Raw genomic sequence first — 24,124 nt, 5'->3', positions numbered from 1 at the left:
GGTAAAAAGAAATAACCCATTTTTGAATAGTTTTAATTAACCTATAATTCAGCGTTATGATTTAATTGCGAAGGAAGTATCAACCAGTCTGGTAGCAGCAAACTTTTTTAAGCTCTCATTTAAAATTTCCCTTATGGATTCGATTGTATATAAGAAATACGTCGTTAAGCCGTTGCATACAGGTTTAACGAGCTTTACCGTATTTAGAAAATCATTATTATCCCTATTCTTCGTGGTGGGAGGAATAGCAGTGTATGCGCAGGAAAAGAAAGATTCAGTGCCGGTAACAGATACGGTGGTAACCTCAAAGAAAGCATTGGGAGAGGTTGTTGTAACAGCACTGGGTGTTAAAAGAGCCAAGCGGGATCTTACATTCAGCTCACAGGAAATAAAAGGAGAAGACCTGCTCCGTACTAAGGAACCGAATCTAGTCAATGCCTTAGCAGGTAAAGTTTCCGGGGTGCAGATCACCAGTTCTTCCGGAACACCGGGAGCATCTTCCCGCATTGTGATTCGCGGTGCTATCTCTCCTTTAGGAGATAACCAGGCTTTGTTCGTAGTAGATGGAGTACCTATCAATAATGACGAAACCAGTAATGTGCCCGGAGGCGCTGCGGGTTCAGGTAGTAACAGGCTGGTCGATATAGATCCTTCCATCATAGAAAGTATGAACGTGTTGAAAGGGGCGGCAGCTACTGCGTTGTATGGCTCTGCAGGCGCAAGGGGTGTGGTGATTATCACTACAAAAAGTGGTGGTATGAACAAGCAGCCTGTCATCACAATGTCTACCGATCTTTCTTTTGACAAAGGATTATTCCCGGAGAAACAAACAGCTTACTCACAAGGAGAGAAGGGCGTTTTCTTTGATGGTGAAACACAGAAAACAAATGCATCATGGGGCGTAAGAATGGATACGCTGAAGATAAATGGTAAACCTGCCCCCAAATATAATCCGTACGATTTTTTTAAAACAGGAGTGGGTACTAATAACAATTTAAGCATAAGTGGAGGCAATGGAGCTTCCAGTTATTTTATGTCGTACTCTTATTTTGATCAGAAAGGGATTGTGCCAAAGAATGAATTCAAACGTCATTCTATTTTCTTCAAGTATACAACAAAGGTTTACAAACAACTTACTACTACTTTCCAGATAGAGTATAGCAATTCCAACCAGAACAGGTTGCCTGAAGGTGCCAGTAATGGTCCTTTGTTCGTTTTGCTGGTACAACCGGTTTCATGGAATCCTTATCCTTATCTGAATCCAGATGGTAGTCAGCGTTTATTCCGCTATTCCAGGAATGCACCGTTATGGGGAGTAGAGAATATGAATAACCATTCAACGGTGAACAGGTTCCTGCCCGTATTTACTGCTAATTATACAGCCACTCCATGGCTCACTGTGACGGAAAGGGTAGGAGCTGATATTTATTCCGAGCAGACTAAATATACGGAAGCTCCCAGTAAAGCCATTAGTCTGCAAGGAAAGATCATTGATCAGACAACAGGCTTCCGGCAGTTCAATCATGATCTGATTGTGAATGCCCATAAAGAGTTTAATAAATTTGATGTAAGCCTCCTGCTGGGTAATAACTTATTATCTACGTATAGTCAGACGCATAATATTACGGGCAGCGGTGTAAAAATAGACGACTTTGGTAACGTATCAGCCACAGGTAATGTCGTAGCTGGTGAAGCTCATTATCAGAACAGGAAAGTAGGTTTTTATGCACAGGCGAATATTGATTACAACAGGTTCCTGATTCTGTCACTGACAGGCCGTTATGATGGTAGTTCTGTACTCGAATCCAGCAAACGTTTTTATCCTTATGGATCTGCCGCAATGGGATTTGTGTTCTCAGAATTTTTCTCACCAGAATTGTCGGACAAGTTCAGTTTTGGTAAAGTAAGAATCTCTTATGCAAATGTGGGTAATGAACAGGTAGGGCCATATGCCTTAACCACTCCTTACATCCTGGCACAACGTAACGGATTGAATTATCCCTTCCAGGATCAGTCAGGCTTCCTGTTAAATTCAACACTGGGTAACCCACACCTGAAAAATGAGCGGCTGAATGAAACGGAAATAGGACTGGAAATGAAATTCCTCCATAACAGGATCAGCTTTGAAGGTTCTTATTTTTATAAGAAGCTGCACGATGGTATTATTCCTGGTGTATCTATCTCCAATGCCACTGGTTTTGGTGGTACTACCGTTAATACGGCAAAAGTAGAAAACAGGGGAATTGAATTATTACTAGATGCATCGCCGGTAAGAACAAAAAATTTCAGTTGGGATCTCTCCTTCAATTATACCCGTATCCGCAACAAAGTACTGGCATTATATCCAGGATTGGATCAATTAGGCCGGTTAATAATAGGGCAACCTTACAATGTATTCTTTGGTGCCCGTTACGAGCGTAATGACAAAGGAGAGTTGATGATTGATGCCAATGGAATGCCTGTAGTAGCGGACAAACAGGGAATAGTAGGTAATGTGAATCCCGACTGGCTGGCAGGTATAAATAATACTTTCCGTTACAAACAATTAAGCCTTAGTTTCTTCTTCGATATGAAAAAGGGAGGAGATGTACAGAATGATGTGGAAGCAGGGGCATTATTCTATGGCACCGCCAAAGTAACGGAGAACAGACAACCGATGGTGATTAAAGGGATCAGTGTGGTAGACAACAAGCCGAATACGGTAGTAGTGGATGCACAGAAATATTACCAGAGCAGACAGTATGAATCTACTATACAGGATGGTACTTATATCAAATTGAGGAATGTAAGCCTGGCTTATGATCTTAAGTCGAAGTTCCTGCAGCATACCTTTTTCAAATCAGCACTGGTATCAGTGACAGGACGTAATCTCTGGATTTACAGTCCGCATTTTACAGGGGCAGATCCTGAAGTAAGTTCTTATGGCAGTGCGAATGGTAATCAGGGAATTTATGCATTCTCAACACCTACCAGCCGTTCTTATACCTTTTCTCTGAAACTGAGTTTCTGATAAGGGTATGTTTAATTAAACAAAAAAGATAAACGATGAAAAACTATATATGGGGCTTATTTGCTGTGATACTTTTTACAGGCAGTGGCTGTAAGAAATTTCTGGATGTAAATAAAAATCCAAATAATCCTGAGGATGTACAGGAATCACTCATCCTTTCGCCGGTGGAAGTAGCTATTTCCGACTTTATATCTGCGGGTAATGCACCAATCATTACACAGAACTATGTGCAGGCAATTGCTGCCAATCAGCCCAACCCTAATATTGGGAATTATCAGTTGTTTAATATAGATCTGGATGGCGACTGGTTTAATGTTTATGTAACCTGTCTGAACAACCTTCGTATTCTGAGTAACAAAGGTGAAAAAGACAGTAGTTACAATTACGCAGGTATTGCTAAAATCCTTTCTGCTTATACATTAGGTACTGCTACAGACCTTTGGGGAGATATTCCTTATTCAAAGGGCTTTACCGGTATAGATAATCTGACTCCTGCATATGATAAACAGGAAGACATTTATAAAACGATACAGTCCCTCTTATCTGCAGGGATCGCGGATATTGCAAAGAATAGTATAATCGTACCAGGTACAGATGATTTCTTCTATGAAGGAGATATGAGTAAATGGACGAAGCTGGCATATGTATTAAAGGCCCGTTATTTTATGCATCTTTCCAAAGTACAAGGTAGCGTGGCGGCAGACAGTGTTTTAGAAGCATTGAATAATGGTATGGAATCCAATGATGATGATTTTGCTTTTAAATATAAAGGTACATCCGGTGCAGAGAATCCCTGGTTTACAACATTTGGCCAGGTAACTACTTACGTAATGAATGCAACGTTTGTAGACTGGTTAAAGGATAGGAATGATCCGCGTTTAAGTAAGATAGTGAAGCCTGCCGATAGCACCGGTTTATATACTGGTCGCACAATTGGTACACCTACCGGCATCCTGCATGATTATTCTTATCCCACTGCTTTTTATGCTGGTGCATCTGCAGATAATTACCTTGTAAATTATTCAGAAGCACTTTTCCTAAAAGCAGAAGCTACCCTTATGAAATCCGGTGCAACTTCCGCGCAACCTTTTTATCAGGAGGGTATTATTTCACATATGCAAAAGCTCTCAGTCACGCAGGCAAATATCAATACCTATCTTACAACACGTGGTACCTTAACTACAGGGAATGCATTGCAATTGATTATGGAAGAGAAGAATGTGGCAGATTTCCTGAATGCAGAGAATTTTGTTGACTGGCGGAGAACAGGGTTCCCTACGCTTACAAAAGTTGACGGAGCTATCTCTGAAATTCCCCGCAGACTGTTATACCCGCAGAGTGAGATCTTAACAAATGAACAGCCGCAGCAAACCGCTAAACTAACGGATAGGATTTGGTGGGATGTGCAGTAGATGATTTTATCAGAACTTTACCTCATAGAATATGTGTAATGAAATTTTTCGTTACACATATTTTTTTTATTCTTTTCTTTACTTTGGATTCAGGTGGGATTGCGGTCTGTACCCATTTGGTATTAATTCTATCTGACATTATCAAGCGTATAGGCTTTAGAATATATATTGAGCGATATCCATCGTGTGTCAAATGGCTAAGGCCCGCAATTACCCACCTGAATCCAGCGGTATTCTACACCGCTTGCAGAGATTGCCCTTAATCAATTGTTTATAGAACTGGCATTTTTGGCGGAAAATTGGATTTCCTTAAATAAAAAGGTAATTCTTTTTAAATTGATGAATTTTTTGGAACGATCAACCAGGTACAATTAAAAACACATCAGTTAATAGTCAGAATACAAGTAACTAAATTAAATTAGAACAAGATGAAGAGACTGGGTATAATATGTTGTTTTACATTTTTAATTTCCTGTCATTCAATTATTGAAAAAGAGGATTTAACTAAAAAGATGGATGATTATTATGATGCATATGGCAATTCTATTGTTGATTTAGTTGATTGGATTGATAATAATATAAAGACTGATTGTAGCTTCCTCTATCAGTATAGATTAAAGGATAATAGTGTTTTCTATAATTATATTGACACAAATTATAGGGGGCAGGGCTTCTTTGATCCTATTGTAAGGGAACCTTCAAATCATCTGTCTCTATTATTTAAGTCATCGGTAAGTTCTATAATTAAGCGTAAAGACAAGCAATATTTCCATGTAGATATAGCGGGTTTTGTGAATACAGGTTACAATGTTAATATTATTGTAACGAAGAAAGGGACCAGTCTTAGCGATTCAAACTTTGTTAACTATAGTAAGTTGATCGAAAATAAATCTACTGTTGGTAATAAGCAGAGTTGGGTATTAAAAAAATCAAATAGATTTTATTTTTTTGTGGATGGGTATTTAAGGTCGTAGGATGTTTTACTAACGTTTAATTATTAATTCCACAATTTTAAACCCGCTTACCCGGACAATACTTGATATACATTAAAAGGCTCCACCTGGAGCCTTTTAATGTATATCAATACTTTATTAACAAGCAAAGGTTCTCCAGATTCTTTATTTGAGAATAAAGCATGTAGTAATAATACTACATATCTCAAATGCTCTTTTTTTGATGAAAAGATAATATATCTTTGATCCCGTATTCAATTTTACCCTAATCTTTAGAGAAAACCTCATCTAATTTTATCTGTTTTTTGGAGCCTACTTTTCTTTCTTATACCAACTTTAGGAATTAATTAGTATGCATTTATCAAGCAGAAGGCATTTCTTAAAGAATGCCGCAATACTTGCCCCTGTTTTATCTTTAATGCCTTCATATCTGTCGGCTGGAACAGGTTCCCGATTACGTATAGCGTTTATAGGTGTTGGCCCCTGGGGACTACAATATCTGACACATGCTTTACAACATAGAGATCTCGATGTGAGAGCGATTTGTGATAATGATCCGGTAGCTGTCCGCAAAGGTCTGGAATTATTCAGCAACGCGGGTTATAGTCGTCCGGACGTATACACTGATACTTACAAAACATTACTTGATCGCAAAGATATTGACGCAGTATTGATAGCTGCCCCCTGGCACCAGCACTATGAAATTGCTAAAGCAGCGATGCTGGCTGACAAACATGTAGCATGTGGAACCATAATGGGGACTACACTTGCAGAACATTGGGACATTGTACGCACGAGTGAGCAAACTGGCTGTCAGTATTTCACACTGGATGAACATAATTATCGTAGTGATTTGATAGTGGCAGCTAATATGGTGAAGCAGGGTGTTTTTGGAAATGTGGAAGCTGTACGTGCCGGTGCAAATCATTATCAGCTGAATGGCCAGCGTACACCTTATCCTGTATATCCTGCAACAGTAGTAGCGCGGATTACAGGTAATGCATTTGTATCGTTGCGTACTACAAAAGAGAAACAGCAGTATGTGGTTAACAGGCCGCACCCTAAAACAGGTGATGCCCGTTTGTTCTTTACCAGTGGTACGCTGGAGACTATTACGCTGACAACTGCAACGGGACAAACAGTGCAGTTGCAATCGGGAGCAGGAGATCTGTCTACTGGTTTTCACGTTAAAGGAAGTGAAGGCAGCTGGATGGATGTTTCTAAATCAATTTATAAGAAAGATGCAGTTAACCACGTATGGGAAGCTGATAAGCCTTACCTGCAGGAATATACGATTGCTGTGCGTAATGAACGTTTCAAACACAGTCCGGAAAATGATAATGTAGCGCTTGCGTTGCAGGATTTCATCAACGGAATACAGCAGTCTACCCGTAGTGTATATGCAGCCGCTACCAACAGCGTTATCGGGCCATTGGCGGTGTTATCTGCAAAGCGTGGAGGCGCTGTAGTTAGCTTCCCTGATTTTAGTAACGGTAAGGCATAATTGTTTTATTATCTGGTTTATTTTCTCATCAAAATATCTTAATTTTTATGGAACCTTTTGTTGCAATGATTATGGCTTTTGCCGGCAATTACGCACCTCGTGGTTGGGCGTTCTGTATGGGCCAACTCGTGTCTATCGCTCAAAATCAACCTTTGTTTTCTCTGATAGGGACCACTTATGGTGGTGATGGCCAGACTACCTTTGCCTTACCTGATCTGAGAGGACGTGCACTTATAGGACAAGGGCAGGCTCCCGGTCGTTCAAATTATGATTTAGGGCAGACTGGTGGTGCAGAATCAGTGATACTGACGCTCAACAACCTGCCGTCACATACGCATACCGCGGATGTAAGTACCCTGGTTGTAACGCCATCAGCATCAACTGCGACTGGTACTACTAACATTCCGGGTCCTACGCTTGTACCTGCAGCTTTGCCTCAAACAGGATCTGGCCCAACTGCCTCTACCATCAAAGGTTATGCTGTGAAAAATGGTAGTACAACACTAGCCGCAGACACTGTAACTGGTAATGTGACTATTGGTCTTACTGGTAGCAACACCCCTGTAGCTACCCAGGACCCTTACCTGGCGATATCTTATGTTATTGCTTTTGAAGGTGTTTACCCTAGCCGTAATTAATTAGTAGTATAGTATGAAGCCACCCCTCACTTTTGGGTTTCTCTCTCCTTATTCTGGTATTTATCCGCATTACTCCAGCCACCTGGTTACAGGATGGTTGTTGGGTATGGGTCTTGATCCTGTACGCCAAAGGTCTGTACAGTTTATGTTTGAGTATACCCAAATGGGAGGGGTGGAAGCATCTGTTGCTGCTGCCCGTAAACTGCTCTTTTTTAACAGGGTGGATATATTGTCTGGTTTGATCAGCTACAAAGCTGCACCCGGATTGATCCCGTTAATTGAAAGTGATAAGAAACCCGCTTTCTTCTTTGATATGGGGGAATATATCCCGCATTTTCCTTACCTGAGTCCTGATGTATTCTATGCATCGCACCAGTTATGGCAATCACAGTATGCATTGGGCCATTGGGCACAAAGTAACCTGGGGAACGGTGGACGTATGATAATGCCAATATATGAAGCAGGTTATCATCTGACTAGTGCATTTCAACAGGGAGTAGCAGCAGCAGGCGGTACGCAGATCAGTTTTAATGTATTGCCATTTGATCATAATGAGCCGGACCGCATGGAACTGGATGCTATTTTTGATCAACTGTCAAAAGATGCCCCTCCTTACGTACATGCGATATTTGCCGGCAACATGGGAACCAGGTTCCTTGAAAAATGGATCGAGAGTGGTTTCCATAAAAAGATACCATTACTGATTAATGAAACAATGGCATATGATGATGTGCTTGATGATATAAAACATACAGACCTGCAAATATATACATCCATGATGTGGATGCGTGAAGATGAAAACAAAGCCAATCAGGTATTTGTAAAGAAGTTTGAGAGTATTGCGCATCAGCCAGCTAATATGTATGCTTTAATGGGATATGAAGCAGGACTGATGTGGAGAGAGTTGTTGCCCCACGCCCAAAAAAGAGATTGGGATACCGTTAAGCAGTTATTAAGAACTGGCATCATCAATGGTCCCAGGGGTGAGAAGAATTTTTATCCTTCCTCAGGATTTGCTTTACCGGTATCAAACATTATTAAAATTACCACAACAGGAAATAAAATACACAAAATTATTCTTGACCAAGGCAGAGGAATGCGCTATGATGCGAAAGAATTTGAATTGATCCATAACGAATCCGTGTCAGGTTGGCAAAACCCCTTTCTCTGCATTTAATTAATATGTTCATATGAAGAACACTTTTACAAAACTTATCAGCAAACTATTGCTGATATTATGCTTTTTGTTCACTGGCTATCAAGGCTTTGGTCAATACACTGCTACCACCATAGCAACAGGTGGAGCCTATGCTGCCATGGCTAAAGACCAGAGTAATAATATATACGTGGTGCGTTATAACGCTACGAATGATAATTATGAGGTTGCCAAATTTGTCGGCGGAAACCCTGCGACTTCGTTGGTTATTTATTCCGGCTTGTCGTATGGTAGTACGGGTTTTGCTTATCCATGGGGTATTACTGTAAATACCAATGGGGATGTATTTGTAGTGAATGGTTGGGAGACCGCGAATAATGGGGAGGTTATCAAGCTGACTTATCCTTCCTATAGTGCTACAACAGTACAACATGGTAACTATTATTCTGCCATTACTACTGACGCTTCCGATAACTTACTGACAATGGAATACAATAGTACGGATAATACTTACCAGGTAGTGAAATATACCGCCGGGGCTGAAAGTAGTGCAGGTACTGTTGTTTATAATGGTTTGGCTAACCCTAGTAGTCCTCTGAACCCGAGTGTTCCCTGGGGCTTGTCTGTTGATTCCCATAACGATATTTTTTTCCTGGGTTTCCTGGATACGAATGGCGGCAGTTTATTTAAACTTACCTATCCCTCTTACAATGTCCTTACTACATTGGGAACAAACAGATCATTTACCTCACTGGCTATTGATGCTAATGATAATTTATATACGAGTGAAGGTACATCAGCTACCACCGCACAGGTAGTAAAGTACACATACCCTGTGGCGGTAAACGCAACAGGAACATCGCTTTATACCGGACTTACCATCGCCGCACCTACCTATCCCTGGGGACTGGCAGTAAACAGTAGCGGACAGGTATTCGTAAATGATGGCGCGGCATCAGGTAGTGGACGAATCGTACGGCTCGATCCGCCTACATCTATGGTTAGCACTATTACGCGCTTAGGTACATCACCAACAGCTGCCAGCTCTGTTAATTTCGCGGTAATTTTCAACAGGGCTGTTACAGGCGTTACCGCATCATCATTCAATTTAACCACCAGCGGCGGCATTACAGGTGCATCTGTTTCCGGTTATAGCGGTTCTGGAACTACCTATATCGTGAGTGTGAATACCGGTACCGGTGATGGTACACTGCGGCTGAATGTAACAGGAACGGGAGTTGTTCCTACTACTACCAATGTTCCTTATACAAGTGGGCCGAGTTATACAATAGATAGAACAAAACCAGTAGGTTCAATAGTTATCAATAGTGGTTCAACAATTACAAACAATGCCACTGTAGCATTAACGCTTGCGGCTACAGATGCAAGCAGCATGCAGATGCGTTTCTCTAATGATGGTAGTACATGGAGTACTTATGAAGCATTTGCAACCAGCAAATCCTGGGCGCTTTCTGTAGGTGACGGATTGAAAACGGTATATGTGCAGTATATGGATGCTGCGCTTAATGTACAGGGCTATTCTTCTACAATTACACTTGATCAAACAGCTCCGGCAACAACAATATTAACTGGTCCGAACGATCCTACCAATAGTACAAATGCTACTTTCACTTTCTCTTCCAGTGAAGGTGGCAGTACTTTCCAGGGTAGTCTTGACGGTGCAGCCTATGCAGGTATTTCGTCTCCGGCTACTCTTAGTGGTATTGCGGAAGGTGCACATGAGATGTCTATAAGAGCAATAGATCCTGCCGGTAATATTGGAACACCAGTTACTTACAACTGGACCGTAGATCTGACAGCTCCGATTGTTACAATTGTTGGTGTACCCGCTAACGGATATTATGTGATCGGTTCACCGATGAACTTCGTTGTTAATTACGCGGAGGATGTAGTAGTAAATGTAACAGGTGGAACACCTTATCTGAATGTTATACTTAATTCCGGCACTGTACACGCTAATTACGTGAGTGGCTCCGGTACTAGTGCATTGACTTTCACCTACGTTGTGGTAGATGGTGATACGGATATGGACGGTCTTTCCCTGGGTGCTAACATACAGACAAACGGTGGTACAATTAAAGACCCGGCTGGTAATACAGCCGATGTTACATTACACAATATAGGTAGCCTTTCCGGTGTGTTCGTAAATACGATCAGACCAACAGTTACATTGGCCTCTTCAGAACTTCCTGTATTAAATCATGCTATTGCTGCTACTATCACCTTTAGTGAAGCAGTAACAGGATTTACAAGTGGAGATATTCAGGCAACCAATGCAACAATTACAGCATTTACTACTTCGGATAATATCACCTACAGTATAACAGCAACGCCTGTTACTGATGGTATAGTAAGTTTGAGTGTACCTGCTTCTGTAGCACTGAATGTGGCTGGTAATCCAAATTCAGTCTCTACGAATACGCTGAGCTTTACTTATGATATTACCAAACCGGTTGTGAGTTCCGTAAGTGTACCAGCGGATGGTTATTATAAAGCAGGCGATGTTCTGAACTTCACTGTTACATTCGATGGAGCCGTTAATCTGAATACTACAGGTGGCAGCCCATATGTTACTTTAACAATTGGTAGCTCCACAGTAAATGCAACATTGAGTAATACGACAGCATCTGCGCTGACATTCAGTTATACAGTGGTGGATGGAAATCAGGATGTGGATGGTATTGCAGTAAATAGCCTGGTATTAAACGGTAGCACCATAAAAGACGCTGCTGGTAATAATGCCACACTTACACTGAATAATGTAGCCAGTACGACTAATGTGAGGGTGAATACGACTCATCCTTCCGTAACGCTTTCGACTCCATTCAATGTTGTAAATGCACCATTTACGACAACTATCGCTTTCAGTGAAGCTGTAACAGGATTTGTCATTGGCGATATCAGTGCCGACAATGGTGCAACACTGAGCAATCTGCAAACCTCAGATAATACAACATTTACTGTACTGGTAACGCCAACAGCAGAAGGTTCCATTAAACTGAATGTAGCTGCAGATGTTGCGGAAAACATTGGTCATAATGGTAACACGTATGCTTCACAGTTAAATGTATTGTACGATATAACACCGCCTGCTGTCAGCTCTGTAAGCGTACCTGCGAATGGTTATTATGTAGCAGGTAACAACATGGACTTCACCGTTACATTCTCTGAACCTATTGCTATGAGTTTTGCCGGTGGTACTCCATATCTTAATATCACCATTGGCAGCAGTGTGGTACAGGCAACATATATAACTGGAACAACGACTTCGTTCACATGCAGGTATACCGTAGTGGATGGTGATCATGATATGGACGGTATTACAATAGGCAGCTTTGACTTAAACGGCCACACTTTAAAAGATGGAGCGGGTAATGATGCAATACTTACATTGAATAATGTAGGCAATACTTCCGGCGTGTTTGTAAATACAGTACATCCTTCAGTAGTAGTGTCAACTACTGCTCCTGCAAGAGTAAATGTACCATATACTGCTACTATCACTTTCAGTGAGGCCGTAACAGGATTTACAATAGGAGATATTGTAACATCAAATGCTACATTAAGTAACCTGCAAACCTCAGATAATACCTTCTATACAGTATTGGTGTCACCCGTTGCAAATGGTGCAGTGAGTGTAAATGTTCCTGCAACTGTTGCGGTGAACGTTGGTGGTAATGACAACTCCGCATCCAATACTTTAAGTGTAACTTATGATGTTACAGCGCCTGCTATAACATCGGTAAGCGTACCTGCGAATGGGTTTTATAAAGCAGGTACTACACTCAGCTTTACCGTTAACTATGACGAAAATGTAATCGTAAATACAACAGGAGGCACACCTTATCTCAATGTGGTGCTTACTTCCGGAATTGTACAGGCAGGATATGTTAGCGGTAGTGGTACCAGTGCAGCAACTTTCACTTACACGGTACAGCCTGGAGATATGGACCTGAACGGGCCTAGTCTGGGAGCTAACCTGCAACTGAATGGCGGTATCATCAAAGATGTGGCCACTAACGATGCGGCAATAGTATTACAGAATGTAGGCAGCCTGACAGGTGTTATTGTAAACACTACAGCGCCTGTTGTTACTTTAGTTACGGTGCCGGCGAATTATTATTACAAGGCCGGAAGTAATCTTGCCTTCACGGTTCAGTTCAGTGAGAATATACTACTGAATACAACAGGTGGTACACCTTATATTAATGTAACGATCGGGTCTACTGTTGTACACGCAGTATACCTGAATACAGCAGGATTGCAGGCATTAAATTTCTTGTATACCGTTCAGAACGGAGATATGGATATGGATGGTATTACAGTGGGCAGCCTGGTAGCAAACGGAGCTGTTATACAGGATGCAGCGACAAACGATGCTGTGTTAACACTGAATAATATAGGCAACACAACAGGTGTGTTTGTAAACACATCGCATCCAACGGTGGCACTGTCTACTTCAGCTTTTGCAATTGTGAACGCGCCATTTACGGCAACGATCACATTTAGCGAAGCCGTAACAGGATTTACAACAGGTGATATCGTAGTATCTAATGCCACACTGAGTAACCTGCAAACTTCAGATAATATCTCTTATACAGTATTGGTAACACCAGTAACAGATGGTGCGGTGATGATGAGTATTCCTCCTGCTGTGGCGGTGAACATTGGAAACAATGACAATACCGCGTCTCCTGCCAGCTTAAGTTTAACTTATGATGCCACATCGCCTGTTATAACTTCAGTAGCAGTACCGGCGAACGGATATTATAAGGATGGTACTACACTCAGCTTTGTAGTTAATTACAATGAAAATGTGATAGTAAATACAGCAACAGGATTCCCTTATCTCAATGTAGGGTTGAATACCGGTGGTGTAGAGGCTACATATGTTAGCGGAAGTGGTACCAGTGCATTAGTGTTCAGTTACACAGTGCAGCCAGGGGATATGGATATGGATGGTATTACATTGATTAGTCTGGTAAGAAATGGTGGTAGTATAAAGGATGTCGCAACTAACAATGCTGTATTGACGCTGAACAATGTAGCAAGTACTGCCGGTGTGCTTGTGAATACTGCCACTCCGCAGGTGTATATATCTACTACAGCTGGAGTTATTGTAAATGTACCATTCACCGTAAAATTATCATTTACTGAAGCAGTGACTGGTTTGACTATCAGCGGTATCACAGCATCCAATGCAACAGTCAGCAATCTGCAAACGACAGATAATGTTATTTATACGGCACTAATAACACCTTTTGCTGATGGTGTTGTAAATGTTAATGTACCGGCAGGTTCTGCGGTGAATGTTGTTGGTAACGGCAATTCAGGAAATAATCTTTTAGCAATTGTGTATGATGCAACTGCTCCTGTTATCAATGCAGGCCAAACTTTCAATATTGCAGAAAGGAACCCGGTTGGTACACTGGTTGGAAAAGTAACAGCTTTTGAAGCAAGGGGTACTTTACAGAACTGGACGATTACCAGTGATGATTCCGGTGGAGCATTCTCCATTGATAACACCGGCAGTATTCATGTACAGGATGTGACACTTCTCAACAATAAAGCAAATAGTACTGTTACCCTGACCATCACAGTTAGCGATGGATTAAATACCAGCATTGCGGAAACTGTAACAGTGAATGTGAAACTGGTGAACCAGGCACCTTTACTGGACGTTATCTCTGATGTGGTGATGTGTACTAACACAGACGCACATACTATCCAGCTGACTGGCGCCTCTGCTGTGGAAGCGACTCAGACTTACAACTTCTCAATTATGGCAAATCAGCCTGATTTTGAAGTATTGTCTGTAGATGCAGCAGGTTTGATTACCTACAAGCTGAAAGGCGGTGTTTCAGGAAATAAAACTGTAACGGTAACTATAAAGGATGATGGAGGTACAACGAATGGTGGTGTGGATACATTACGCCGCACATTTACCATCACCGCCAACAGTTTGCCAATCATCAGTATCAGCAGCGATAAAGGAAATGCTATCTCTAAAGGTGATATCATCCATCTTACTGCAACTGGTGGAAGCAGCTACAGCTGGGATAATGCAGACGGTAACATCAGCGGAGAACAGAGTGATATACTGGAAGCAAAACCAATGAGCAACACTACTTATAAAGTAACAGTCACCAGCAACGCAGGCTGTAGCGATACGGCACAGATCACTGTGAAAGTGGTGGAAGACTTTAAAATAGATGCTGTGAATATCCTTACGCCAAACGGTGATGGTAAGAATGATAAATGGGTAATTCGTAACCTGGATAGTTATCCTAACAATGAAGTAAGGATCTACGATCGTACCGGCCGCATGGTATTTAATCGCAGAAATTACAGTAATGACTGGGATGGAACAATGAATGGCAGCCCGCTGGCAGAAGGTACTTACTACTATATTTTAACAATTGATGGTGGTAAGACAGCGAAAGGTTATATCACTATTATCAGAGACAGAAACTAATTAATTATATGAAAAACATTCGTTCATTATTACTTGGCTGCCTGTTTATAACGGCAGGTCTGGAAGCAGGAGCGCAATCGCTCGGTAATTCGCAGGCATTGCTGGAACCATCCGGCACCCAGTATTTTCAGAATCAGTACCTGGCCAATCCTGCTATGGCAGGATTAGAAAAAGGGCTGCACCTGAATGCGGCTTACCGCCGGCAGTGGAATGGTATAGATGGTGCACCTGTTACCAAGTTCTTCACCGCAGACTATGCGGTGGGGAACAGGGTGGGAGTGGGTCTCAATGTCTTCAATGATGTAGCTGGTCTTATTAACAGAACCCGCATGGGATTAACCTATGCTTATCACCTGCCTTTGAATAACCCGGATCAGCAGTTGCACTTTGGGCTTTCCGTTGCGCTGAACGTACAGCGTATTGATTATAAAAACCTGGATGGTGATGTGAATGATCCTTCTGTGACTGCATTTAACCGCAGGACTAATTACTTTGAAGGAGAGTACGGTATGGCATATACTGATACTAAGCTCACGATACAGGCTTCGCTGCCTAATGTAAGGAGCCTCTTTACCGGCGATAATAATAAGACGGTTGATGGAGGTGGCATCTTTTTCACTGCAGCATCATATAAGTTCCCGTTGGATGAAACAATCACTTCGATAGAACCTAAAATCTGTTACCGGGGTGTAAGTGGTTATGATAATATCATTGATGCAGGTGTAAATGTAGCTTTGCTGAACAACGTTGCCAATGTAATGGCGATGTATCATTCTTCTAAAAGTGTAACTGCCGGTATTGGAGTAAATATCCTGAAAACAGTAGCGATACAGGCAATGTATACAGCACAGACAGGTGGTGTTAAAACAACAGTAGATGGCACATATGAAGTGGGGGTAACGGTAGATCTTTTCAAGTAATATCTCCGCTCAATATAATCAATAAAAAAAGGCTCCCGATGAAGGAGCCTTTTTTTATTAACCTTTCGCTATCACTTTCTCAGCAATACCATTCGGTACCAGCTGATAATCCTGGAATGTTAATGATGCCGCAGCCCTTCCTGAAGATAAGGTTCGTAACACGTTTACATATCCGAATAGTCCGGATAGCGGTACTTCCGCTTTTACGTACTGCTGACTGGCTTTCATTTCGATTCCCCTGATCACACCACGTCTTCTGTTAAGATCGCCTGTAATCACCCCTGTATGCTCTTCCGGCATAGTTACTTCTACAGACATGAATGGTTCAAGCAATCTTGGCACTGCTTTCTTTGCAGCATCCCTGAATCCCATTGAAGCAGCATGTTCAAAGTCCAGTGCGTGCGAATCCGTTACATGGATGTTTCCATCGAGTAAACGTACACGCATGGAGTTTACAGGGTAACCTGCCAGTGCACCGGTTTTCATCGCTTCTTCAAATCCTTTCTTTACAGAAGGAATAAATTCACGGGGAATGGCTCCACCTTTCACTTCATTGATGAATTCAAGACCAGCTACGCCATCTTCACGGGGTGCCAGCTCAAATTGTATCTCTGCAAAACTACCGGACCCACCATTCTGTTTCTTATACACTTCACGATGTACAACTGGTTGTGTAAACACCTCTTTGTAAGCAATCTGCGGTTCTCCTTTATTGATCTCTACCTGATAATCTGCCGATAGCTTTTCGATCACTACTTCCAGGTGCAGCTCGCCCATTCCTTTCAGGATGGTTTGTCCGGAGCTGGCATCTACTTCCACTGTCAGGGTAGGATCTTCTTCCTGTAATTTAGCCAGTGCTTCTCCCAGTTTAGCCACTTCCTTCGCAGATTTTGCTTCAATAGCGTATCCGACCATAGGTTCAGGGAAACTGATCTTTTCCAGTAATACGGGATGATCCGGATGAGACAGGGTATCGCCGGTACGCACGTCTTTCAGTCCTACGATGGCACCTATATCACCTGCTTCGATCTGTTCTACCGTTTCATATTTATCAGACATGATTCTCATCAGGCGGCTGATACGTACTTTCTTGCCGGTACGGCTGTTCCATAAGGTATCGCCACCACGAAGCACACCTGCATAAACTCTCACTAACGTTAGTTTACCTGTATACTCATCTGTGATGATCTTAAAGGCTAAACCTGCAAACGTATTTTCCACATCAGTACTGATCACAATCTCCTCATCACTCTCAACAGATATACCTTTTACAGACGGAATATCTGCCGGTGAAGGAAGATATTGTACCACCGCATCCAGCAAAGGCTGGATACCTTTATTTCTGTAAGCAGCAGCTGCCAATACAGGTATCACCTGCATCTGTAAGGTAGCCGTACGCAAGGCGGTATGGATCTCATTTACAGTAATACTAAGCGGATCCGACATATACTTGTCAAAGATCACTTCATCATACAAAGAGAGTTCTTCCAGCAGGCTGTTACGAGCTTTTAAAGCTTCTTCCAGCATGTTTGCAGGAATGTCCTGCACATCATAATTCTTTCCATCCTGGCTATTCCATATCAACGCTTTCATCGTTATAAGATCAACAACTCCTGTAAAGTTATCTTCCGCACCAACAGGTAGTTGTATTGGCATTACATTCGCATGTAACATATCTCTGATCTCCTGTACCACACGATTGAAATCAGCACCTTGCCGGTCCATTTTATTGATCAGCACAATGCGCGGAATGTTATAATGATTAGCCTGGTTCCACACAGTTTCAGACTGTGGCTGCACACCTGATTTTGCACAGAATACAGCTATTGTACCATCCAGTACTCTTAGTGAACGTTCTACTTCAGCGGTAAAATCCACGTGTCCGGGAGTATCAATAATATTGATCTGATGTTTATTCCAATAGGTAGTAATAGCTGCAGAAGAAATGGTAATACCTCTTTTCTCTTCCTGCGGATCACTGTCCATCACAGTATTGCCTTCATCCACACTACCTAATTTATGTGTAAGTCCTGTATAATAAAGGATGCGTTCAGTAACGGTTGTTTTACCTGCATCCACATGTGCCATGATTCCTATATTTCTGAATTCTTTAGAACGTTTCATTGTTGTATTATTAAAAATAAAAAAAGCCTCTCGTCGGTAACGGAGGCTCATCGCAATATGCATTGCACCTGACATTACCGGACATGCCGTGTAAGCAAAAACTTCAATGTTTTAATGATCAATTGCATATTGACTGTGTTATAAAAATGTATGAATTAAAAAGGAAGATCAGGGGAGACAAATAAAAAAGGCCACTTCGGAAGAAGAGGCCTCTGAAGAATATCCAGAAAAATACTTAACCTCTCATATCCGGGAATGGATTTGCCTCCCCGTTCTTAATAAAGACAATACAGGTACTAGCAATAACTGCTCTGATAACAGTTTTTGCGTTGAACGCTGATTGATATTTAAAGTTGTTAAGCATTGTTTGTAATCTTTGTAAGATTTGTAATTAATGTACGCAAAGGTATAACTTATTTATGAAATAACAATCAATCTTCACGAAGGTGTCTGATATAAATAAAGCATTCAGGGATTTAGAATACACCTTCAAGAGGTTAGGAAGTACTTATATGACTTCCTTACAATTAAGCCCCAAATAGTTTATACGTTTGGTTGCGACACTCAAACAACAAACCTGGATAAGATAGAAAAGTACCTTTTACAATGATTAGTCTGATAATACCAAGGTTATTACAAGATTTCCATAAGAGTTTTTCATAAAATCTCCTCATTTGTAACTGTTTTTTACAGTTTGTAAGCGTTTTTCATAAATTTGGGTTTGATGTTACTGTTTCTTTAAATGATAGTGGATCTAATAAATTTATTTACCTACTTTAGTATATGAAAATGCCTGAAGATACTTTTCATATACTTGACCTGAGCATAGCTAACAGCCCTTACTTTTCATTTGAATACAGCAGGAAGGTATTTTACACGGCCACCCTATTACAAGGGGAATATCGACTTGAATTCGAAGATAGAAATATTGATATTTCGGGCAACTCATTACTTTTTACCACTACTAAAATCCCTTTTGGGGTACAGGCGACTCATTTGGGATATGCCGGAATCAGCTGCGTGTTTAAAGAGGAGTTTATTACTAAAGCAAACAGTGGTTATCGGTTACTTGATTTTCCGATCTATAAACCAGGAAGGCAGCATATTTATTCGCTTACAGATGAGCAAACGAATGATTTTATCAATATCTACAGTAAAATATTTAAGGAAACGCGAGACAGCAGCGCGTTTAAAGCTAATCTCCAGCGCACTCATCTTCTTGAAATCATTTTTAACGCGCAAAAGCTAGCTCCGGTTAGCTCTTTTGTAAAAACAAATAATACGGCGGAGGTTATCGCCTGTTCCTTCATAAGATTATTAGAATCGCAGTTTCCCATAGAATCGCCGCAGGATACGATCAAATTTAAAACTTCAAAAGATTTCGCAGACAGCTTATCACTCCATCCAAATTATTTAAATCGACAGGTAAAGATATCTAAAGGAAGGACTGTAAGTGATATCATCGCAGCAAGAATTGTTCAAGAGGCTAAAATCTTATTAAAATTAACCAATTGGCACATCGCGGAAATCTCCTTTGCACTCGGCTTCGCTGAACCCTCACATTTCAATTTGTTTTTTAAAAAGCATGCAAATGGATCTCCTACAGATTACAGAAAAATAAATAAGGAATAATATACTCCTTCAAAGATCTGAGACCATTAGGTTTGAATTTAGTAAGGATCGGTTTTATTTGCGCTAACATCGGCTATGCCATCCGTTCTATCTTTGCATTGTAATTAAACAATATACAAAATGACAAAGATAGCATTAGTCACGGGTGCCAATAAAGGCATTGGTTTTGAAACAGCAAAACAACTTGCGCAACATAACATCAAGGTTTTATTAGGCGCGAGAAACGAAACCGAAGGTAAAAAGGCAGAAAGAATTTTGCGGGATTTATCGTTAGATGTTACCTACATAAAACTTGACATCAGTGATTCATTAGATATTGAGAACGTTAAAAATCACATCGAAAGCGAGTATGGCGCATTGGACATCCTGGTCAACAACGCAGCCGTATTTTTAGACAGCGCATGGTTTGGAAATAACACCGAAACTGTTCCAATGCAAACCCTTCGTGATACTTTTGACATTAATTATTTTGGAACCGTTGAGCTGACCCAGGCATTACTGCCGGCAATCAAAAAAAGTGAGGCGGGGCGTATTGTAAATATCAGCAGTATTTCCGGTTCCTTTGGTGTTCATTTGGATGAAGCTCATAGGCTGTACGCTTTAAAGCCTTATGCTTACAGTGCGTCAAAAACAGCATTAAACCAGTTTACAGTTTTCCTGGCCCAAGCGCTTCGCGAAAGTAAAATAAAAGTAAACGCGGCAAATCCTGGTTGGGTTAAAACATCCATCGGCTCAGACCAGGCACCGCTTACACCTGAAGATGGTGCGAAAACAGGCGTATCATTAGCCTTGCTGGATGAAAATGGTCCAACGGGTACTTTTTCTGAGTCTGGAGAGGTATTACCATGGTAAATACTGTTCCATCTTTTATACCGGAAATATGAAGTTAGATACAGGGTTCCTTTAACCTTCTGAACGCATGATCTTATTAGCATATTTAGGGCTCAACTATCAACTTATTGCATGAGGCATCAACAAACATTTAGAAATGCAAAGTTCAAGCAATAACAAATCTGTTATTCTAATCGTAAAATGTATCTCTTTAAAAGTTCAGCATTTTCTTGAATATATTTAATCATAACTTGTTATATGAATGTAGAAGAGTTCAGAGATATCTGAACCCTTCTACATTCATATAATATATCAGTCGCTCTTGCGATAAAGCTTGTCGGCTCCAAATTTGAAATTCTTCAAAGACAATAGCACTAACCAGTTACTCCGTATTGCCTAAGCAGGCCTAATTCAGCACGGAAAGAAGAAATTGATCTCCGACACATATTTATTATTGATGATGGCGGCAGAACCAAAGTCCTCACTTAAGAATGCCAGGATCATGCTATAAACAGTACCTCAGTTCGCACTAACTTTTTGTTACAATAATATGCGTTGCTTTTTCTCCATTTATTTTTTGGACTTGATTGAAGCCTAAGGCAGACATATCTATTCCTGAAAATAATTGTTCTCCGCTACCAAGAAATACCGGGGAGAATGCCAGGTGCATTTCATTAATATAGCCTGTTTGTAAGAATTGACGGATGGTCGAAACGCCGCCACCAATGCAAATGTCTTTGCCAATATCTGGACATCGTAAGATCTGGACCCGGAAAAATGTATCTGCAATGGTTACAATCCGTTAATAAAGAAAAAGGAAAGTGCATTAGTAGGAAAGTACGCACTTCATTATAAATCAATCTTCACGCAACCTCTCATCAGTGTAGGTAATCTCCGTCTTTCCATGCGGATATGGAATACCCTGTTCATCTACACTCACAAATACAATTTTATCTATAGTCAAAATACTCTTTTTGGTAATCTTATTCCTTACTTCACAAGCCAGTGTAAGTGACGTGCGTCCAAAACTGATGGCCTTGATTCCCAGTTCTATAATATCACCTTGTTTGGCGGAGTTGATGAAATTGATCTCAGACATATACTTAGTAACACATCTGTTAGTCCCCAGCTGAATAATGGAGTAAATAGCAGCCTCTTCGTCTATCCAGCGCAGCAGGCTACCGCCGAATAATGTACCATGTGCATTCAGGTCTTCTGGTTTTACCCATTTCCGTGTGTAAAAGTTCATTGATTCTCGATTTGAAGGCGGATATTTATAAAAAGCGCACAAATATACTTCATTTGTAAGTTTTTTACTTTTCAGGCAACTAATACGAGAAATCAGACTGATAAAATGGAAGATGAATTTTTACAGATGATACGCCAGCATCAGGGGATTATTCACAAAGTCTGCCGACTTTACCGCGATTCTCCGGAGGACAGGCAAGACCTGTTCCAGGAGATTGTGTATCAGTTATGGAAGGCTTTCCCCTCTTTTGAAGGACGGGCAAAACTTTCTTCCTGGATGTACCGGATTGCGCTCAATACTGCCCTGGCTTCTTTTCGTAAACACCGGCCTGAGATCACTTACCCGGTAGCACTACCGGAACAGGTTGCTGATCCCTCCGGGGGTAATCTGCAACAGGAACTGCTATTTGCAGCACTGAAGCAGTTGAATGACAGTGAAAAGGCAATTATAGCCCTTTACCTGGAAGATATGAGTTACCAGGAGATTGCAGCTATCATTGGTATCGATGAAAATTATGTAGGCGTAAAACTGAACCGGATTAAAACAAAGATTAAAAGTATCCTCAAACTTTAACACTATGCAAACAGATCCTTTAAAATCAGCATGGAACACGGCTGGTGCTGAATACAGAAGTGAGATTACAATAAAAAATCCTGTATTAAGAGATATCAGGCGACAACTAACAATTGAAACAATATGTTATTCCATTTTCCTGCTGGTGTATTATGATTTTTTTGATGGGCGCAATAAATCATTCCTCCTGAATATGACCCTGATTATATCTGTAGTATTTCTTTTACTGCACAATATTACAGGATACTTCAGCACAAAAAATAATGTAGGCAACGGTAACCTGAAACAATCTCTAACTGTATATCTTGAAAAACTGCAGCGTTATGCTGTAATAGCGGTAGTATCCCGTGCACTTGCATTTGCAGGTATCATGTTATTCTTCCTTGCAAACATCACATGGACTTCCGGTAAGTACTACGGACTGGCGGTCATTATCTGTTTGCTGGGAATACAGGTCTTTTCCCTGTGGAAGATCTGGGCGGGTAGAATCAATAAGATCAGGGGGGTACTAAGAGAATATACGAATGTATAGATTAATGCGTTCTATAATGCCAGATGTGTCTAATTAAAATCATTAACATTAAAAGACCCTGGTACATGAAATTCACTTCTACGTTGTATGTTGCACTGGTTGCATTACTCATTTTTTCTATCTCCTGTAAAAGGGACGATACACCTCCCGGTACTAACGGTCCCGATACTACTGTAACACCTGTTAAACTACTCACAAAAAGACCGCTGCTCGTAGAGTATTGGGGAGGCTGTTGTTATGACCGGTCTTCAGTCGGGCCGCTGGATGCCATTCCGGATAGTGTGGATGTGGTGAACATTTTTACGCTGGGTATAGGGAAGACTACTGCTGGCGGATGGGAGTTTGAACACAGAGGCGTATCTGGTCAGAATAACTGGAGTGATGTGTTGACACTGGCGCATAATCTGCAAAAGAGAGGCATAAGGGTAGTAGGTACTTCCTTTGCGGGAAATCTGGTAAACCTGTCCGGAACAGAGGCAGCAGCTATGGCTAAGGTGGTGAAAGACTCACTGGACAACTGGCAACTGGATGGTGTTGATCTTGATCTGGAGTATGGAAATGTGACCAGCGCCAACATTGATAGCGGCATTATTGCATTGGCTAAATACATCGGTCCTGATTCTAAAACCGGCAGACTCTTGTCTGTTGTAGATTATAACAATCGCAATATTGCCCAGATCAGACGGTCTAAAAAATACATAGACTATGTGATGACTATGTCCTATTGGAATACAGCCGCAAATGTTATGACATGGATTAAGTCATATGGCGATGCGATCGGCGATACTAAAAATGTATTGATAGGAGTAGGAGCCGGTTGTGCAATTAATGCTGGTCAGGCTACCCCTCCGGGTCAGGAACTGAAAATAGCAGATACACTGCGTAAAGCAGCTCCGGGTAGTGGAATGATGGAATTTATCTTTGGGTGTAGTTATCACAACAAGGATCAGAATGGGAATATTACTAAAGACATCAGTTATACTACAAAGATTATTGAGCATCTGAAGAAATAGCACTGGAAATGGGGGTAAATATGACTGAAAGGGTCTGTTTACTCCCATTTAGTTTTAATTAATGTTGAGCTATAATGCTCA

General features: G+C 41.1%; 16 protein-coding genes. 13 read left to right on the top strand and 3 right to left on the bottom strand.

Annotated features, from left to right (window positions below; translation table 11 throughout):
• The first annotated feature begins 133 nt into the window (after positions 1-133).
• The 8 genes from BM176_RS11485 (at position 134) to BM176_RS11450 (ending at position 16,089) form a co-directional block, all read left to right on the top strand.
• On the top strand, positions 134-3,010 hold the full coding sequence (locus BM176_RS11485) for a SusC/RagA family TonB-linked outer membrane protein (RefSeq protein ID WP_090102972.1): 2,877 nt from the start codon (positions 134-136) through the stop codon (positions 3,008-3,010).
• Positions 3,011-3,045: 35 nt separating this feature from the next.
• Positions 3,046-4,422: a SusD/RagB family nutrient-binding outer membrane lipoprotein gene (locus BM176_RS11480; protein WP_090102970.1), complete on the top strand. Its 1,377-nt coding sequence runs from the start codon at positions 3,046-3,048 to the stop codon at positions 4,420-4,422.
• Between the two features lie 428 nt (positions 4,423-4,850).
• Entirely contained in the window at positions 4,851-5,396 is a 546-nt protein-coding gene (locus BM176_RS11475; protein ID WP_090102968.1) for a hypothetical protein, read from the top strand.
• A 331-nt stretch (positions 5,397-5,727) separates the two neighbouring features.
• Positions 5,728-6,879: a Gfo/Idh/MocA family protein gene (locus BM176_RS11470; protein ID WP_090102966.1), complete on the top strand. Its 1,152-nt coding sequence runs from the start codon at positions 5,728-5,730 to the stop codon at positions 6,877-6,879.
• A gap of 47 nt (positions 6,880-6,926) precedes the next feature.
• On the top strand, positions 6,927-7,517 hold the full coding sequence (locus BM176_RS11465) for a phage tail protein (RefSeq protein ID WP_090102964.1): 591 nt from the start codon (positions 6,927-6,929) through the stop codon (positions 7,515-7,517).
• A gap of 13 nt (positions 7,518-7,530) precedes the next feature.
• The gene (locus tag BM176_RS11460) at positions 7,531-8,694 is read left to right on the top strand and encodes an ABC transporter substrate-binding protein (protein WP_090102961.1); all 1,164 of its coding nucleotides are present in this window, start codon (positions 7,531-7,533) and stop codon (positions 8,692-8,694) included.
• Between the two features lie 13 nt (positions 8,695-8,707).
• Entirely contained in the window at positions 8,708-15,169 is a 6,462-nt protein-coding gene (locus BM176_RS11455) for an Ig-like domain-containing protein (RefSeq protein WP_090102959.1), read from the top strand.
• 8 nt (positions 15,170-15,177) lie between these two features.
• Positions 15,178-16,089 carry a PorP/SprF family type IX secretion system membrane protein gene (locus BM176_RS11450; protein ID WP_090102957.1) on the top strand — a complete coding sequence of 304 codons (912 nt, stop codon included), beginning with the start codon at positions 15,178-15,180 and terminating at the stop codon, positions 16,087-16,089.
• 57 nt (positions 16,090-16,146) lie between these two features.
• On the opposite strand, the gene fusA is transcribed toward BM176_RS11450, so the two are convergent.
• The gene (gene fusA, locus BM176_RS11445) at positions 16,147-18,213 is read right to left on the bottom strand and encodes an elongation factor G (protein WP_090103384.1); all 2,067 of its coding nucleotides are present in this window, start codon (positions 18,211-18,213) and stop codon (positions 16,147-16,149) included.
• Between the two features lie 783 nt (positions 18,214-18,996).
• Between fusA and BM176_RS11440 the strand changes: the two genes are divergently transcribed.
• Complete coding sequence (locus tag BM176_RS11440; protein ID WP_090102955.1) at positions 18,997-19,845, top strand: AraC family transcriptional regulator; 849 nt, start codon at positions 18,997-18,999, stop codon at positions 19,843-19,845.
• Between the two features lie 120 nt (positions 19,846-19,965).
• On the top strand, positions 19,966-20,697 hold the full coding sequence (locus tag BM176_RS11435) for an SDR family oxidoreductase (RefSeq protein ID WP_090102953.1): 732 nt from the start codon (positions 19,966-19,968) through the stop codon (positions 20,695-20,697).
• A gap of 508 nt (positions 20,698-21,205) precedes the next feature.
• Here the strand turns inward: BM176_RS11435 and BM176_RS33115 are convergent.
• Both BM176_RS33115 and BM176_RS11425 read right to left on the bottom strand, forming a co-directional pair.
• Positions 21,206-21,409, bottom strand: a complete 204-nt coding sequence (locus BM176_RS33115; protein WP_369823740.1) for a dihydrofolate reductase family protein — start codon at positions 21,407-21,409, stop codon at positions 21,206-21,208.
• Between the two features lie 123 nt (positions 21,410-21,532).
• The gene (locus BM176_RS11425) at positions 21,533-21,925 is read right to left on the bottom strand and encodes an acyl-CoA thioesterase (RefSeq protein ID WP_090102949.1); all 393 of its coding nucleotides are present in this window, start codon (positions 21,923-21,925) and stop codon (positions 21,533-21,535) included.
• 105 nt (positions 21,926-22,030) lie between these two features.
• Between BM176_RS11425 and BM176_RS11420 the strand changes: the two genes are divergently transcribed.
• The 3 genes from BM176_RS11420 to BM176_RS11410 all read left to right on the top strand — a co-directional run bounded on the left by BM176_RS11420 (position 22,031) and on the right by BM176_RS11410 (position 24,043).
• Positions 22,031-22,498, top strand: a complete 468-nt coding sequence (locus BM176_RS11420) for an RNA polymerase sigma factor (RefSeq protein WP_090102947.1) — start codon at positions 22,031-22,033, stop codon at positions 22,496-22,498.
• 4 nt (positions 22,499-22,502) lie between these two features.
• Positions 22,503-23,030 carry a hypothetical protein gene (locus BM176_RS11415; RefSeq protein ID WP_090102945.1) on the top strand — a complete coding sequence of 176 codons (528 nt, stop codon included), beginning with the start codon at positions 22,503-22,505 and terminating at the stop codon, positions 23,028-23,030.
• A gap of 65 nt (positions 23,031-23,095) precedes the next feature.
• The gene (locus tag BM176_RS11410; RefSeq protein ID WP_177230371.1) at positions 23,096-24,043 is read left to right on the top strand and encodes an EndoS/ChiA family endoglycosidase; all 948 of its coding nucleotides are present in this window, start codon (positions 23,096-23,098) and stop codon (positions 24,041-24,043) included.
• The last annotated feature ends 81 nt before the right edge of the window (positions 24,044-24,124 follow it).

It is taken from the genome of Chitinophaga sp. CF118, assembly GCF_900112615.1.
GTDB lineage: Bacteria > Bacteroidota > Bacteroidia > Chitinophagales > Chitinophagaceae > Chitinophaga.
Note: the sequence above shows the minus strand (reverse complement) of the source record. Positions and strands in the feature narration are given on the sequence as shown.